Origin of the sequence: Arthrobacter sp. SLBN-122, from assembly GCF_006715165.1 — a bacterium.
Taxonomy (GTDB): domain Bacteria; phylum Actinomycetota; class Actinomycetes; order Actinomycetales; family Micrococcaceae; genus Arthrobacter.
This window is the reverse complement of record NZ_VFMS01000001.1, coordinates 353,808-368,655: the sequence shown is the minus strand read 5'-3', so window position 1 is coordinate 368,655 and position 14,848 is coordinate 353,808. Positions and strand designations below refer to the sequence as shown.

General features: G+C 66.8%; 14 protein-coding genes. 8 read left to right on the top strand and 6 right to left on the bottom strand.

All coding sequences use genetic code 11. The features are described from left to right. Positions 1–29: 29 nt before the first annotated feature. Positions 30–2,078 (bottom strand): TPM domain-containing protein, encoded by a 2,049-nt coding sequence (locus tag FBY36_RS01630; RefSeq protein WP_142117038.1) that lies wholly within the window; start codon positions 2,076–2,078, stop codon positions 30–32. 281 nt (positions 2,079–2,359) lie between these two features. On the opposite strand from FBY36_RS01630, the gene FBY36_RS01625 reads away from it, so the two are divergent. The 4 genes from FBY36_RS01625 to FBY36_RS01610 all read left to right on the top strand — a co-directional run bounded on the left by FBY36_RS01625 (position 2,360) and on the right by FBY36_RS01610 (position 6,731). Beyond that, entirely contained in the window at positions 2,360–3,958 is a 1,599-nt protein-coding gene (locus FBY36_RS01625; RefSeq protein ID WP_142117037.1) for a trypsin-like peptidase domain-containing protein, read from the top strand. Positions 3,959–4,194: 236 nt separating this feature from the next. Next, entirely contained in the window at positions 4,195–4,986 is a 792-nt protein-coding gene (locus FBY36_RS01620) for an electron transfer flavoprotein subunit beta/FixA family protein (protein WP_142117036.1), read from the top strand. 13 nt (positions 4,987–4,999) lie between these two features. After that, positions 5,000–5,947 (top strand): electron transfer flavoprotein subunit alpha/FixB family protein, encoded by a 948-nt coding sequence (locus FBY36_RS01615; protein ID WP_142117035.1) that lies wholly within the window; start codon positions 5,000–5,002, stop codon positions 5,945–5,947. A 4-nt stretch (positions 5,948–5,951) separates the two neighbouring features. After that, a complete protein-coding gene (locus FBY36_RS01610) occupies positions 5,952–6,731 on the top strand; it encodes a PIG-L deacetylase family protein (RefSeq protein WP_142117034.1) in 780 nt (259 codons plus the stop codon). Between the two features lie 92 nt (positions 6,732–6,823). Here FBY36_RS01610 and FBY36_RS01605 read toward each other — a convergent pair whose 3' ends face one another. The 4 genes from FBY36_RS01605 to FBY36_RS01590 form a co-directional block, all read right to left on the bottom strand. Continuing rightward, positions 6,824–7,702, bottom strand: coding sequence for an anti-sigma factor (locus tag FBY36_RS01605; protein ID WP_142122433.1), 879 nt, complete (start codon positions 7,700–7,702; stop codon positions 6,824–6,826). Positions 7,703–7,712: 10 nt separating this feature from the next. After that, the gene (locus FBY36_RS01600; protein ID WP_142117033.1) at positions 7,713–8,321 is read right to left on the bottom strand and encodes a sigma-70 family RNA polymerase sigma factor; all 609 of its coding nucleotides are present in this window, start codon (positions 8,319–8,321) and stop codon (positions 7,713–7,715) included. A gap of 194 nt (positions 8,322–8,515) precedes the next feature. Continuing rightward, positions 8,516–8,983, bottom strand: a complete 468-nt coding sequence (locus FBY36_RS01595) for a tRNA (cytidine(34)-2'-O)-methyltransferase (RefSeq protein WP_142117032.1) — start codon at positions 8,981–8,983, stop codon at positions 8,516–8,518. Positions 8,984–9,006: 23 nt separating this feature from the next. Beyond that, positions 9,007–9,954, bottom strand: coding sequence for a J domain-containing protein (locus FBY36_RS01590; protein ID WP_142117031.1), 948 nt, complete (start codon positions 9,952–9,954; stop codon positions 9,007–9,009). Positions 9,955–10,154: 200 nt separating this feature from the next. Here FBY36_RS01590 and FBY36_RS01585 point away from each other — a divergent pair, with 200 nt between their 5' ends. Next, positions 10,155–10,856, top strand: a complete 702-nt coding sequence (locus FBY36_RS01585) for a hypothetical protein (protein WP_327436685.1) — start codon at positions 10,155–10,157, stop codon at positions 10,854–10,856. Positions 10,857–10,968: 112 nt separating this feature from the next. Here FBY36_RS01585 and FBY36_RS01580 read toward each other — a convergent pair whose 3' ends face one another. Continuing rightward, positions 10,969–11,391, bottom strand: coding sequence for a hypothetical protein (locus FBY36_RS01580; protein WP_142117030.1), 423 nt, complete (start codon positions 11,389–11,391; stop codon positions 10,969–10,971). 94 nt (positions 11,392–11,485) lie between these two features. On the opposite strand from FBY36_RS01580, the gene FBY36_RS01575 reads away from it, so the two are divergent. The 3 genes from FBY36_RS01575 (at position 11,486) to mnmA (ending at position 14,710) form a co-directional block, all read left to right on the top strand. Continuing rightward, positions 11,486–12,151: a helix-turn-helix transcriptional regulator gene (locus FBY36_RS01575; RefSeq protein ID WP_142117029.1), complete on the top strand. Its 666-nt coding sequence runs from the start codon at positions 11,486–11,488 to the stop codon at positions 12,149–12,151. A gap of 45 nt (positions 12,152–12,196) precedes the next feature. Continuing rightward, entirely contained in the window at positions 12,197–13,426 is a 1,230-nt protein-coding gene (locus tag FBY36_RS01570) for a cysteine desulfurase family protein (RefSeq protein WP_142117028.1), read from the top strand. A 150-nt stretch (positions 13,427–13,576) separates the two neighbouring features. Continuing rightward, positions 13,577–14,710, top strand: coding sequence for a tRNA 2-thiouridine(34) synthase MnmA (mnmA, locus tag FBY36_RS01565; RefSeq protein ID WP_142117027.1), 1,134 nt, complete (start codon positions 13,577–13,579; stop codon positions 14,708–14,710). Positions 14,711–14,848 lie beyond the last annotated feature (138 nt).

The following is a 14,848-nucleotide window of genomic DNA, read 5'->3' as shown; positions in this document are numbered from 1 at the left end:
GGTTCTCCGGCGTGTTCCGGCGGAAGTCCTTAGAAACTGCCGGAGTCTCCGCCGCCGAAATCGCCGCCGCCGAAGTCCCCACCGCCTCCGAAGCCACCGCCTCCTCCGCCGTCGCCCCAGCCACCGCCGCCGCCCCAGCCGCCGTGGCCACCGTTGAGGATGGAGTTGATCAGGATGCCGCCCAGAATGGCACCGCCCAGTCCACCGCCGCCTCCGCCGCCGAACATGCCGCCGCGGCCGTAGCCCTGGTTGGCGTAGCCGTCGAAGTGTTCGACGTCGGCCTGGGCCAGTTGGGCCGCCTGCGCTGCCAGGGCATGCGCCTGCTGTGCGTAGGTGAGCGCGGTGACAGGGTCCGTGCGGGCAATGGACAGCGCATAGTCGAGGTTGCGCTGAGACTCAGCAAGCCTGGTGCGTGCCTCGGTGCCCACTCCGCCGCGGCGGGCCGTGATGTAGTCGGACGTGGCACTGATCTGCGCCTGGGCGGACATGATGGTTTGCTGCAGCGAGGCCTGCGCGCGCCGCGCCTGCTCCTGCTGGTCCCGGATCCCGGTCAGGGCCTGGTCCAGGGACTGGTGGGCGGTTTCGACCCGCTGCAGGGTGGCGATGGGGTCGATCTTTCCGCCCTGGATTTCGCTCCTAACCTGGGCCAATGCGGCCTCCACCGCGGCTACCGGCCCGGCCAGCTCGGCATGGGCGCCGGACTGGATCATGGCCTTTGCCTGGGCCAGGTCCTGGGAGATGTCCACCACCGAGGCTTCGAGGCCGTTGCGGGCCTCGTCGAGGTTGGTGGCCACCTTGGCGATGGCGTCCAGGAGGACGTTGGTCTGGTGCAGGCTTTCTTCGGCCGCGCGTACGGCCACTGCTGCGAGGCTGCTCTCGCCCTCACCGAGCTTCTGCTGCGCGGTTTCGGACGCGTTCTGCACGAAGGCGAGGCGTTCCTTGGCCTGGACGATGTTGTCCGAGACCTGCGTCAGCGCACTGTCCGCGTACTTGGACCGCATAGTGGCCAGGGACTGCTCCGCACTGGCGATCTTGGCGTCCGCTTCGCGGGCTCCGGCGTTGACCGCGGCAAGGGCCTGAGGTGCGTTCTTCTCCAGCTCACGCAGGGAATCGAAGTCAGCCTTCTGCTCCTGGAGGGATGCCAGGGCGGCCTCGGAGCGGCGGATGATCTCGCCCAGCCAGGTCCGTTGCTGCTCCTCCGTGTCCGGAATATGGTCGTCGAGCTGCTGCTGCAGCTTGAAGGACTCCGTCATGTGGGCTTTGGCCTCGGCCAGTGCCTTGGTGAAATTTCCGACGGCGGAATCGCCGTACTGCGCCTGGGCGAAGCCTAGTTCCTGCTCGCTGGTCTTAATGGCGTCATCCGCCTCGATCAGCAGGGAACCGCTCTTCCGGCGGAGTTCCTCAACGCTGAGTGACGCCAGCGGGTCCAGCTCGGCGCCCTGGGGCCCATAGCTGCCGCTGGATGCGTCCTGGCCGGCAGCCTTTTTCCGGCGGTTCCGGTAGTAGAGGTACGCGCCGCCTCCGGCCACCACCACACCCGCACCTACCAGGACGCCGGCGCCGGCGCCGTCACCGGATGACACGTTGCCGCTGCCGCCGCCGGCGGCATCGCCAATGGCGGAGGCAGTATCAATGGCGGCCTGCGCGAAATCGCGCTTGCCGCCAGCGAGGTTGGCCGTGACTGCGTTCTGGCTGATGTTGGCCTGCTTGGACCGGATAGGGCTGTTCGAATTCGTGGCGAAGTTGAACTTGCCGTCATCAACAGCAATTGCCAGGACGGCATCGGCCCTGCCCATGCTCTTCAGCTCAGCTACTTTCTGCGTCCATTGGGCTGGGTCGGTCGGGTTGGTGAAGGTTTTCACCGTGACCACGTACAGGTTGTACTTGTGGTCCTTCAACAGCTTCTGGATGGCGTCCTGGACCTCACCCTTCCGGCCGCCCAGGACATTGGCGTCATCCACGATGTTGGTGCCCGACGGGATCTTGACCGGGTCTTCGGCCCACGCGGCGCCGGCGGGTACCGCCAGCAATCCGGCAAGGCCGATCACGGCGAGGATACGTTTGAACTTTGACCGCATGTGCAACCCTTCAGCACGCCTGACACCGATTCGGGACGAATCAGTCGTCGAATCCAGCAGCGCCCCCACGCTTGGTGTGAAGCCGCAGGTCGCTGTGGCAATTCATCTTGATTCTATGGTGCACCCCACAGCCAGTCCATGCGGCCGAATATGCCCCCAGCGAAACGCCGCCCAGCCGGGCGGCCAGCACCCTTGCGTTCAGGAAGCTCCCAGCAAACATCCGAGCTTGTTCCAGCGGAACGGTACATAGTTAATGGCAGACGAGGATGAAAGGAAGTCCCATGACTGAGAATCAAACCCCAGGACCGGTCCCGGAGGACAGCCACGGGGGCAGCAGGAACCCGTGGCAGCAGCAGGATCCGCAGCGGCAGGACCAGCAGCAGCCCGGAGACCGCCAGGCGGCCCCTCAGTATGGGAACAGCAGCGGGGAGCAGCAGAACCACGCGGCCTACCAGAACCACACAGAGCGACTGGACCAGCCGCAGCCGCGTGAAAACCACACCCAGGAGTTGCCGGGGGCCCCGCGCCCGGTGTACCCGCAGCGGCAGCCGTTCTACGGCCAGTCCGGATACTACGGCCAGCAGCAGAACGGCCAGCCCCTGCACGGTGAAGGCCACGGCACACCCAACGGGAGCGTCGGCCTGGCACCCAACCCCAAGGACGCGCCCCGGCGGAAGGCGAGCTTCGGCGTCGGGACCCTCGTGGCCAGCATCCTCGCAGCAGGCCTCGTCGGCGGCGGCGTGGCCACGGTCGGTGCCGGCGAATTGTTCGGCAACACCGGGTCCAGCACGTCAACCGTCACCGGCAACAGCCAGCCCGGGACCGTCATCGTCAACAACAAGGACGACGTCAACGCCATCACCGCAGCGGCTGTGAAGGCTTCGCCCAGCGTTGTCACCATCAGTGCCAGCAGCGGCAGTTCAGGGGGCACCGGTTCGGGCATCGTCCTCGACGACCAGGGCCACATCCTGACCAACACGCACGTGGTGACCCTCGATGGCCAGACTGCCAACGCCACCCTGGAAATCCGGACCAGCGACGGAAAGGTCCTGCCGGCAAAGCTGGTAGGCACCGACCCCCTGTCCGACCTCGCCGTCATCAAGGTGGACGACACCTCAAGCCTCACCCCTGCCACCCTTGGCGATTCCGGCAAGCTCAACGTGGGGGATACCGCCATCGCCATCGGATCCCCGCTCGGCCTGACCGGAACCGTTACGGACGGCATCGTCTCCACCCTCAACCGGACCATCAGCGTCGCATCGTCTGCAGCACCGGAGGGCGGTGACAACAGCCAGGGCGGCGACCAGGGCTTCCAGTTCGCGCCCCCGGGCGGCGGCCAGAGCCAGCAAAGCTCGGGCGAGGGCTCCATCGCCATCAACGTCATCCAGACTGACGCGGCCATCAACCCCGGCAACTCCGGCGGCGCCCTGGTGAACAACAAGGGCGAGATCATCGGAGTCAATGTCGCCATCGCCTCCGCGGGATCCGGGACGTCCTCCTCGCAGAGCGGCAACATCGGCGTCGGCTTCAGCATCCCCATCAACAACGCCAAGCGCGTGGCCCAGGAAATCATTGACACCGGCAAGGCCTCGCACGGCCAGCTGGGCGTCAGCGTCAAAGCCAAGACCACATCCGGCGCATCCTCCGAATTCTCGGTGGGGGCCGACGTCGCCACCGTTGACCCCAACTCGGCGGCCGGAAAGGCCGGAATCAAGGTTGGTGACGTCATCACCAAGTTCAACGACCTCACCATCGGCGAACCGAACCAGTTGACGGCCGCGGTCCGTGAACAGCCGGCAGGCTCCACTGTGAAGATCACGGTCCAGCGCAGCGGCAAGGAGCAGACGTTCGACGTCACCCTGGGTGCGGCGGCCAGCTGACGTCCGGCAGCACCACCCTGCAGCAATAACGACGGCGGCGTTCCCAAGGGGGGCGCCGCCGTCGTCATGCTGTCTCTCGGCGGCGGCCTGACACAGGCGTTAACGGAAGAGGGCGCGGGGGCACGCCGATATGGTTAGCTAGGAGCTACCCGCCTGCCGGGCATTCCGCGGCCATGACCCACCCGGCTGGCTGTCCACAAGCATGGAAGGCTGCTGTAAACACAGTGGAAGAGACATTGAAGATCGTAGTCCTGGTCAAACATGTACCGGACGCCCAGTTCGACCGCCACCTGAACGGTGCGGGCAACACCGTGGACCGCGACGAAAGCATTCTGTCCGAGCTTGACGAATACGCCCTCGAGGCAGCGCTGCAGCTGGCCGAGGCGAGGGGCGGAAGCAAGGCGGGCAACCAGGTCATCGCCCTCAGCATGGGCCCCTCCGGAGCTGTCAACGCCGTCAAGAAGGCCCTCCAGATGGGCGCCACCGAGGGCGTCCACGTGACCGACGACGCGCTGGCCGGTTCGGACGCCGCAGCCACCTCGCTGGCACTCGCCGCAGCGGTCCGGCACCTCGGCGGCGTGGACCTGGTCCTCACCGGCATGGCCTCCACCGACGGTGAAACGTCCCTGGTCCCGGCACAGCTGGCCGAACGGCTCGGGCTGCCCCAGGTCACCTTTGCCTCCACGCTGGAGGTCGACGGCGGTCGGCTGACGGCCCGCCGCGACGCCGACACGTCCTCGGAGACCGTCGAGGCGCCGCTGCCTGCCGTCGTATCCGTGACGGACCAGATCAACGAGCCCCGGTACCCCAACTTCAAGGGAATCATCGCGGCCAAGCGCAAGAGCATCACCACTCTGTCCCTGGCCGACATCGGCGTCGACCCCGCTCAGGTGGGCTTCGCCGGCTCCTGGACCAGCGTGGCCAGCGCCGAACAGCGGCCGCCCCGGACCGCAGGCACCATCATCACCGACGAGGGCGACGCCGGCATCAAGCTGGTTGACTTCCTGGCCGCCCAGAAGCTGCTCTAAGAGGGACATCGACATGGCAAAAGTACTCGTATTTATCGACAACCCGGGCGCATCGCTCAAGAAGAGCAGCCTTGAGCTGCTGACCCTGGCGCGCTCTCTGGGCGGAAGCACCGTGGCACTCAACGGGGATCTTTCCGACGGCGTCGCTGCCACCCTCGCCGAGTACGGCGTGGGAAACATCCTGCGCCCGTCCGCCCAGGACCTGGATGACTTCCTGGTTGCACCCAAGGCCGCCTACGTGGCCGCCGCGGCAGAGGCCAGCGGCGCCGGCATCGTGCTGCTGGACAACTCGCCGGAAGGCAAGGAGATCGCAGCACGCGTGGGGATTCGGCTGAACGCAGGGGTGATCACCGACGTCGTCGCCGTGGACGGTGACGGCACCGCGCACAAGTCCGTCCTGGCCGGCTCCTACAGCACCGCCTGCAAGGCCACCACCCCGGTTTCCGTGCTGACCCTGAAGGCCAACAACGTCATCCCGGAACCTGCCCCTGCGCCTACAACCCCCGAAACGGCCACCGTGGATGTTCCCGCAGTGGCAGCCGCTGCCCGGATCACAGCCCGCGAGCAGAAGGTGGCCAGCGGCCGGCCCGACCTGACGGATGCACGGATCGTGGTTGCCGGCGGACGCGGCATGGACGGCGACTTCGGTCCCGTGGAGGAGCTGGCCGATGCCCTCGGTGCCGCCGTGGGCGCCTCCCGTGCGGCAACGGACGCAGGCTGGATCAGCCACGACGCCCAGGTGGGGCAGACGGGCAAGACAGTTTCCCCGCAGCTGTACATCTCCGCGGGCATCTCCGGCGCCATCCAGCAGAAAGCCGGCATGCAGACATCCCAGGTCATCGTCGCCGTCAACAAGGATGCCGAGTCCCCGGTCTTCGAAATTGCGGACTTCGGCATCATCGGTGACGTATTCGATGTCCTTCCCCAGGCCGCAGCCGAGATCAAGAAGCGAAAAGGCTGAATCGTTGACTGCCTCCCACGGGCAGGCAGGGAGCCCGTTCAACCCGGAAATGCACCGGGTTGGGCGGGTGCTCTGTTTTGCAGCCCACCCTGACGACATCGACTTCGGCGCCGCCGGCACCATCGCCGCGTGGACGGCGGCAGGCGTGGAGGTCAGCTACTGCATCATGACCGACGGCGACGCGGGCGGCTTCAACCCCGCCCACCGCGCGGACATCATCGCCATGCGCGACGCCGAGCAGCGCCGCGCCGCGGGACTCGTGGGCGTTACCGACATCCACTACCTCCACCAGCGGGACGGGTACCTCGAGCCCTCGCACGAGGTGATGAAAGCGGTGGTGCGGCTGATCCGCGAACTCCGTCCCGACGTCGTCCTGGCCATGCATCCTGAACGGAACTGGCAGCGGATCCAAAAGAGCCACCCCGACCACCTGGCCGTCGGGGAAGCCGTAACCCGCGCCGTGTATCCGGCGCTCGAAAACCCCTTCGCCTACCCGGAGCTGGCCGAAGCCGGCCTGGCGGCCTACAAGCTGCCATGGCTGTGGCTGTATGCCGGCCCGGAAGAACGGGAAAACCACTTCGTGGACGTCACCGCCCAGGTGGATGCGAAACTGGCAGCCATCCACGTCCACGTCAGCCAGCATCCTGACGTGGACGCCATGGAAGCCACCGTCCGGCAAGGGATGCGGCTCAACGCCGCCCGGGCCGGGCTGCCGGACGGGCGCAGCGCGGAAGCCTTCCACGTTGTGGCAGTCAACGGGCCCGGGACAATCGCAGGTTTCTAGGGCAGGAAAGCGCCCCCGGTTCCTTCCATCGGAAGGGGCCGGGGGCGATCCGTTCTCTTTATGGGCGCGTTGGTGCCGGTGTTGCTGCCGGGTCAGGCTCCAAGCGGGGCTGCCGCCACCGTGGGCAGCGTAGGCGCCTTGGACCCGCCGGCCGGCTCAACGGTGATCCCCAATGAGGCAGCCGAGTGGATTCCCTGGACCACTGCCGGTTTGGAGAGGGCTTGTTCGTCCATCAGCCCCTGGGATACCGGCGCGGAGCCGTCCTTGGGGATCAGCCACATCTGGTACACCTTGCCGGCCGGGGGAGCGGGCACGCCGCTCATTTTCACCACGGCTGCGTCCTCCGACGCTGAAATCAGGAGGGTGGCCTTGCCGCCGCCTATAACGTTCACGGAAGCCTCGCGCAGGTCCCCGGCCCTGGCCACCTGGTTGACGGGGTCGTTCTGGTCGGCCATGTAGGCGCCCACACCCACGCCGCCCAGCGCGATGGCTGCGGCGGCCGCCACGCCAATGAGCCAGCGCCGGGCGCCGGACGGGCCGCGCCGTTCCTCCCGCCGCTTGCGGGCATGCGCCAGCTCGTCACGTGCGTCCGGCCCGCCGGGAGCGACGCGAAGAGGCATTGGAGCGCTGGTTCCGGCTGGTGCCGGCGCACCTCCGCCAGGCAGTCTGTCCTGCCCGGGGAACTGGGCAGGCAACTGCGCCAAGATCCGGTCGAAGAGGTCCGACGGCGGCGCCTCCTCCACCCGGAAGGTGCGGGCCAGCGCCTCGCGGGACTGCCGGACGCGCTCGAAGAAGGCCTGGCGTTCCGCCTCCGGGGCCGTGGAGATATAGAGGTCAATGGCGCCGCGTTCCTGCTCCGTGACAGCATCGAGGGCGTAAAGCTCGGCCAGGTCCACGGCGCGGCCTGAGGCCAGGTCCATGGCGACAGTGTCGCCGAAGGAACCCGAACCGCCGTTGCGGGCTTCATCCATTCCGCTCATCTCAACTCACCCCCAAACAGGTCTTCAAACGGATCAGTCCATCGCGGATGCGGGACTTGATGGTGGGCACCGCCGCATTCAGCCGTTCCGCGACCTCCCGGTAGGTGAGGCCGCCGTAATAGGCCAGGCGCACGGATTCCTGCTGTGTTTCGGTCAGCGTCCCCAGGCAGCGGACCACCGCCTCGGCTTCCAGCCGGCTGCCCACTTCGTCTGACACGCTGTCGTGGTCGATGTCCTGGGTACTGGCCCCGTACTTGGCTTCCCTGTCGGTGGAGGACTGTGACGACCGCACCTTGTCCACAGCCCGCCGGTGGGAGATGGTCATCAGCCAGGACAGCGGGCTGCCTGCCTGCGGATCGAACTTCGCCGCGTTTTGCCAGACCTGCAGGAAGACTTCCTGCGTGGTGTCCTCGCTGAGTTCGGGATCGATCAGGACGCGCCGTGCCATGCCGAAGACCCTGCGGGAGGTCAGCTGGTAAAACTCGGCAAAGGCCGCTTGGTCCCCGCGGGCAATACCCGCCAGCAGGACCGAGAGGCGTTGGCTGAGGTCTGCAGGTGGGTCAGTCACCGCGGCGGAGCCCTCGGAATTTGGCGCGTTGGGATTTTCCATTAATTCCAAGCATAAGTCTCCGGGCGGCGAATCCTCAGCAGTGCCGTTCCGGCTGCGGCCCGTCTGCTGGCACCCTGCCTCCAGTAGAGTCACCTGCCGCTCCTTGCCCCGCTCCGAATGTCGTCAAGAGTCATTCGATGCCGGAGGCGGGGTGGATGGGACAGCGGGTGAAGAATTTGTTCGGCCGGGGCTTCCTAAAGCCTGGCCCCGGCAAAGCCCTGCTGCCGCCAGGCCTCGTAGACGGCGATCGAGGCGGCGTTTGCAAGGTTCAGCGAACGGAGGGCCGGCAGCATGGGCAAGCGCACGGTGGCTGTCACGTGGGGATCGTTCTTCAGCTCTTCCGGGAGCCCCACCGATTCGCGGCCAAACATCAGCACGTCGCCGGGCTGGTAGGCGATGTCCGTGTAGCCGGTGGTGCCGTCCGACGTGAAGGCGTAGACGCGTTCGGGCTGAAGGTGCCGCCAGGCGTCGTCGATCGACTTGTGCACCGTGACGACGGCGAGGTCATGGTAGTCAAGGCCCGCCCGGCGGAGTTTTGCATCGGAGAAGTCGAAGCCCAGGGGTTCCACGAGGTGCAGCTCTGCGCCGGTGATTGCGGCAAGGCGGATGGCGTTTCCGGTATTGCCGGGGATTTCTGGGGCATGGAATAGGATGCGGAACACCTCCCCATCCTAGCCATCCAGGCTCAGTGCATGCCTCGCAGCAACCTGGCAAGGACCGGGACGTTCACCGTGTTGGGGGCCGGGCCTGATGTGAGAAATTCCTTGAGGCCGCGCACCATGCCCGCCGCGTTGACGATTTGCACAGTCTCCAGCGCGCCCGCGGGGCGCCGGTGGTGGTCGATTACGGGTTCATGGAGGTTGCCGTCCGGGCTGTGCACCACCGTCCAGCCAGTGACGTTGAGTTCAGGAAAGATGTCCTGCATGGCCCACACCACCCGGGCGAGCTGCGGCGGTGCCACCGCCCGGCCGCCGTGGTTGAGGGTCCGGCCGTCCCAGGCGTAGGCGCCCTTGGGCAGGAGCATGGAGTTCACTAGGGCCAGCCGGTAGCCGGACAGGACCGCGTGGTCGATGTGATTGTTGTCAGCGGGCGACTGCAGGCCGTTGATGAGCCGGGCGGCCGGGATGTTCGGCAGCACCTGCCGGGTCAGCAGCTGCACGGTCCGCATTTCGCGCTGGATGCGGGCTTCGGCCCCAAAGATCCCCCGTTTCCGCGGCATGCCGTGCACCTGTTGGCGCGCCTGGGCAAGGGGAATAAGGGGGACTTCGGAGCTGCCTTCCCCGTACGGCGGAACGTACACCGGCGGGTCTCCCGCGGTGTTCCTGTCGTTGTCCGGCCTGCGGACGGTGGCAAATGCCCGGCTTCCGGCGGCGGGCGCATCAAAGTGGGCGCCGTCGTCGGACGGCATGCCGCGGACCGGACCGGCGCCATAGGTGCGGTCGTAGGCTTTACGGCGCTGTGGATCGATGAGGGTCTCGTAGGCAGCGGTCACGCGGCGGAAGGTTGCGGCGTCGCCCCCGTGGTCCGGGTGGGCCGTCCTGGCAGCGCGCCGGTAAGCCACCTTGATTTCCTTTTCGGTGGCGGTGACGGCCACGCGAAGGACCTGGTAGTGGGAGCTGCTGCTCTCGGTCAAGATGTTCCTTTTCTTGATGCGCGGCTTCTTCAAATCTCCGCAGGGGAAGCAAAGTGCCCGCCCAGTTTAGCCAGCACAGTCCAGCCCGCACGGATGGCAGTCTGCCGTAACAACGAACGCCCAGGGCTTCCGGGTTCCCGCGGGATGCCGTCTAGACTCGTGCTGCGCCGCCGGACAGCGGCCGGAGGGGGAGTGACGGAGTGGAGAAGGATATGCCGACGACGGCGGGACGGGCCGGAAGGGCAGGGAACCGGGCGGTGCTGCTCACCGCCGCCGCCCTGGGTTCGGTGCTTCTGGCCGGCTGCAGCGTGGACGTGCGGGATCCTTCCGTGACTGCTGCCCCTGCAGGCACACCCGTTGTGTCCAGGCCCACCATCACCCCGGGATACGATGCGGCGGCAGTGGCGGGACGGGACCTGCCCTTTGCTGCCGGCGGCACCCTGGCGCCAGGGGTGCCGGTAGGCATTTCGGACGGGCTGAAAGACGCGCCTGGCTGGAAGCTGGTCAAGGAGAACGTGTCGGGCGCCAGCCAGTTCGCCAAAACGGATGGCTGCCTTGTTGCCGCGAGGGTCAGCACGGGCCAGGCTCCGCTGGTACGTGGTGGGGACCGGGAATCTTCCCTCGCCCTGTTCCAGTACCTGGACCCCACCATCCAGCCCTCGTACCTGAAGACACAAACGTTGCAGTGGGGCGGTACCCCCGATGCTCCCGGGAAGAACGTGGAAGTGCTGGCCTTTGAACAGTCAGCTCCCGGCGGACGGTCCACTGCCGTGCTGGCAAGGGTCTTTGGGGCCGCGCAATCCTCTGCCTATATATCGGTGTCCTGCCCGGACCCTGCAACGCTTGCTTCCGCCCGCCTTGACGTGGTTCGCTACCTGCCGCTGCTGCCGCCGTCCGCTTGAGGCTGCGCATGGCGCGCGCAAAACCGCCGGCGGCTGGAGGGCTCAGCTGCCGGCGGGTCTTTGTTCAGCTAACGTTTGGCGCTATCAGGGACAGCGCCAAACGGAGGTTGATTCACGCAGCGGTTCGGCTGTTTTCCCTCGACAGGCGGTTAAGGGCCAGCGCGCCAACCAGCAGACCGAAGTCCCGCAGGGCCACGTCGTAGAAACTCCCGAGCAGCAGCAGGTTGATGATGATCCCTGCCAGCCAGGCCGCCACCAGCAGCGAGCCGTATTTCGGCCGCACAGCCACGACGATGCCGGCGATGATCTCCACAACGCCCACGATGTACATGAAGGTCTGGGGTGCCAGTGGTACGACGGCGGTGGCCTGGGGCGCCAGGTACATGGTCCAGTCAGTGAGGATGTTGGTGAACTTGTCCAAACCGAAAAGGATCGGTGCGATGGTAAAGACAGTGCGCAGCAGCAGGAACGCCTGCCTCGCCGCCGGCATGGCTGTTGCTGCGTTCCGGGCCTGCACTGCCGATGTTGATTTCATGGTGCTCTCCTTCTAAAAGTAGGTATGCCAATTTTAGAAAGGGAAGGTTCTATAATCAATAGATCTTGACTTTGGATTTTGATTGGTGGACATCATGTACCGACTTCCGTGGGCTGACAGGATTGCTGCCGTGGCCTCGCTGACGGATGCCAAGAGGCTGCAGCTTTTCGAACTGGTGGCTGCAGCGCCAGGACCGATGGGGCGGGACGAAGTGGCTGAGGCTGCAGGCATGCCCCGGAGTACCGTCTCCTTCCATCTGGACAGGTTGGTGCAGGACGGCTTGCTGGCTGTGGAGTTCCACAAGCCGGCCGGGAGGGCAGGGCCGGGGTCTGGCCGCCCCGCCAAGATGTACCGGCCGGTGGGAAGCGAGGTCGGCGCATCAGTGCCTGACCGGAATTATGACCTCGCCGGGGAACTCATGGCGGCGGCGATCGAAGCCTCCCTGGCCGGCGGCGCCCCCGTCGGTGAATCGCTCCGTGCGGCCGCCTTCCGGAAAGGCCGGGAGCTGGCAGAAGCTGCCGGCGGCCTGGAGGAATTCCTGGCCGAAGCCGGCTACCAGCCAGAGCAGGACGGTGAAGGCGGCTACCTGCTTCCCAACTGCCCGTTCCACCGGCTCTCGCGTTCTCATACGGCAGTGGTATGCGACATGAACGGCGCTTTCCTGCGCGGGGCCGCGGTGGGCTGCGGCAGTGCGGAAGAGCGTGTTGCCCCGGCTGCCGGACCCGGTCAATGCTGCGCAAGGATCACCGGCGGGGACTGACGCTCCCGCCGCGGATGCAGCGGCAGGCCGCGATAGAATTGGGGGATGCCCGCGTACCTCGACCATGCCGCCACTACTCCGCTTTCGGCTGCGGCGCTCGCCGCCCTGACGCGTGAACTGGCGCGCACGGGCAATCCGTCGTCGCTGCATGGCTCGGGACGCCGGGCCCGCCGTGCCGTCGAGGATGCGCGCGAGATCATTGCCGCGACCGCAGGAGCCCATCCCTCGGAGGTCATTTTCACCTCCGGGGGCACGGAATCGGACAACCTCGCAGTGAAGGGCATGTACTGGTCGCGCGTGGCAGAAGACCCAAAGCGCCGCCGCATCCTCTGCTCAGCCGTCGAACATCACGCGGTGCTGGACACCGTGGAATGGCTTGAACGCCACGAAGGCGCTGAGGTGGCCTGGCTGCCGGTGGACAGCGATGGTCTCCTGGACCTCGACGCCCTCGAGGCCGAGCTTTCCCGGGATCCGGGGGCCGTGGCCCTGGTGACCGTGATGTGGGCCAACAACGAGGTGGGCACCATCCAGCCCATCCGCCGCGTCGTTGAAATGGCCCACGCTGCCGGCGTCCCGGTGCACTCTGACGCCGTCCAGGCTTTCGGCTCGGTGCCGGTGCACTTCAAGGATTCGGGCCTGGACGCCATGTCCGTCTCCGGGCACAAGATCGGCGGCCCGGTGGGAGTGGGCGCACTCCTGCTGGGCCGGGCGGTCAAACTGACACCGGTGCAGCACGGCGGCGGGCAGGAACGTGACGTCCGCTCCGGCACCCTGGACACGGCCTCGATCGCTGCCTTCGCTGCCGCCGCAGAGGCTGTTACGGCCGGATTGCAGACTGAGGCCGCGCGGGTCGCCGCACTTCGTGATCGCCTGATCGAGGGCATCCGCGGATGCGTCCCTGAAGCGGTCCTTCGCGGTGCACCCGGGGCCGGCCGGCTGCCGGGCAATGCGCATTTCACCTTCCCGGGCTGTGAGGGGGACTCGCTGCTGTTCCTCCTTGACCTGGCCGGCGTCGAATCGTCCACCGGCTCGGCCTGCACAGCCGGCGTGCCGCGGCCATCCCATGTGCTGCTGGCCATGGGCCTGGACGAGGAGACAGCGCGCGGAGCCCAGCGGTTCAGCCTGGGGCACGCTTCCACCGAGGCCGACGTCGATGCCCTGCTTAAGGCGCTGCCGGAGGCTTATGCGCGGGCACGCCAGGCCGGCATGGCCGGACACGAGTCCTCGATCCAGACCGCGGGAACCGTGGCGCGGCAGGCGCTGCACGGCGCGTGAACCGGCATGGCCGGGTAGTTCCCCATGCGTGGTTCGGCTGTACGCGGATCACTGATTTGCCTGCCACCGTAGAATAGATAGGCGAAGATCGTTTCCCGCCGGCGGTCCGGCCCGGAAGCGGAAGACACCATCCCTCAACAGAAAGCCAGCATGCGAGTACTAGCAGCCATGAGCGGCGGAGTGGACTCCGCTGTTGCCGCCGCCCGCGCGGTGGAGGCCGGGCACGACGTCGTCGGCGTCCACCTTGCCCTTTCGCGCATGCCCGGCACCCTGCGCACGGGCAGCCGCGGCTGCTGCACCATCGAGGACTCCCGGGACGCCTGGCGTGCCTGCGACGTGCTGGGCATCCCTTACTACGTGTGGGATTTCTCGGAGCGCTTCAAGGAAGACGTGGTCCAGGACTTCATCGATGAATACGCAGCCGGCAGGACGCCCAACCCCTGCATGCGCTGCAACGAACGCATCAAGTTCGCCGCCCTGCTCGAGAAGGCCATTGCCCTGGGCTTTGACGCCGTGTGCACCGGCCACTACGCCAAGGTGATCGAAGACGCCGACGGCAACCGGGAACTGCACCGCGCCGCGGACTGGGCCAAGGACCAGAGCTATGTCCTTGGCGTCCTCACGCATGAACAGCTCAAGCACTCCATGTTCCCGCTGGCGGACACCCCATCCAAGGCGGAGGTGCGCGCAGAAGCGGAACGGCGCGGCCTGTCCGTGGCCAACAAACCGGACAGCCATGACATCTGCTTCATTCCCGACGGCGATACGGCCGGTTGGCTTGCCGAAAAGATCGACATGACCAGCGGCGACATCGTGGATGAGACGGGCGCGAAGGTGGGGGAGCACCCCGGCGCCAACGCATTCACCGTCGGCCAGCGGCGTGGCCTCAAGCTTGGAACTCCTGCCGCCGACGGCAAGCCGCGGTTCGTCCTGGAAATCCGGCCCAAGGAAAACAAGGTGGTGGTGGGGCCCGAGGCGCTCCTGGCGATCGACGAGATCCGCGGCATCAAGGTTTCCTGGGCAGGGCTTCCCATCGCCGAAGTGGAAACGGGAGCTGAATTCGAGTGCCATGCGCAGGTCCGTGCCCATGGGGATCCGGTCCCGGCCACTGCCTGGGTGGAGTCCGCCACCGAGGGTGAAGCAGGACGCCAGTTGGTGGTCCGGCTGGCGACGCCCCTGCGGGGGGTGGCCCCCGGCCAGACAGTGGTGCTTTACCAAGGCAGCCGGGTACTGGGCCAGGCCACCATCGACGCCGCCCGCTCGCTCCAGCGCGCCGCGCTCTAACCCGTACCATCCAAAGCACCGTCCCGGCCATCACCGGGCCGGTGCTTTGGCGTGCAGCGGGCTCTGTTGGGCCGGGATGCCTGCACCCGCTGTCCGCTTAGTGGGCAGGGGTACCAAAGAAATAAATTTTGTGTTTCA

What these genes read in the sequence shown, in the direction of transcription:
- FBY36_RS01625 (WP_142117037.1), top strand. Translation starts at nt 2,360, where the DNA reads ATGACTGAGAATCAAACCCCAGGACCGGTCCCGGAGGACAGCCACGGG.
- FBY36_RS01580 (WP_142117030.1), bottom strand. Translation starts at nt 11,391, where the DNA reads ATGAAATCAACATCGGCAGTGCAGGCCCGGAACGCAGCAACAGCCATG.
- FBY36_RS01600 (WP_142117033.1), bottom strand. Translation starts at nt 8,321, where the DNA reads ATGGAAAATCCCAACGCGCCAAATTCCGAGGGCTCCGCCGCGGTGACT.
- FBY36_RS01615 (WP_142117035.1), top strand. Translation starts at nt 5,000, where the DNA reads ATGGCAAAAGTACTCGTATTTATCGACAACCCGGGCGCATCGCTCAAG.
- FBY36_RS01570 (WP_142117028.1), top strand. Translation starts at nt 12,197, where the DNA reads ATGCCCGCGTACCTCGACCATGCCGCCACTACTCCGCTTTCGGCTGCG.
- FBY36_RS01630 (WP_142117038.1), bottom strand. Translation starts at nt 2,078, where the DNA reads ATGCGGTCAAAGTTCAAACGTATCCTCGCCGTGATCGGCCTTGCCGGA.
- mnmA (WP_142117027.1), top strand. Translation starts at nt 13,577, where the DNA reads ATGCGAGTACTAGCAGCCATGAGCGGCGGAGTGGACTCCGCTGTTGCC.
- FBY36_RS01605 (WP_142122433.1), bottom strand. Translation starts at nt 7,702, where the DNA reads ATGGATGAAGCCCGCAACGGCGGTTCGGGTTCCTTCGGCGACACTGTC.
- FBY36_RS01575 (WP_142117029.1), top strand. Translation starts at nt 11,486, where the DNA reads ATGTACCGACTTCCGTGGGCTGACAGGATTGCTGCCGTGGCCTCGCTG.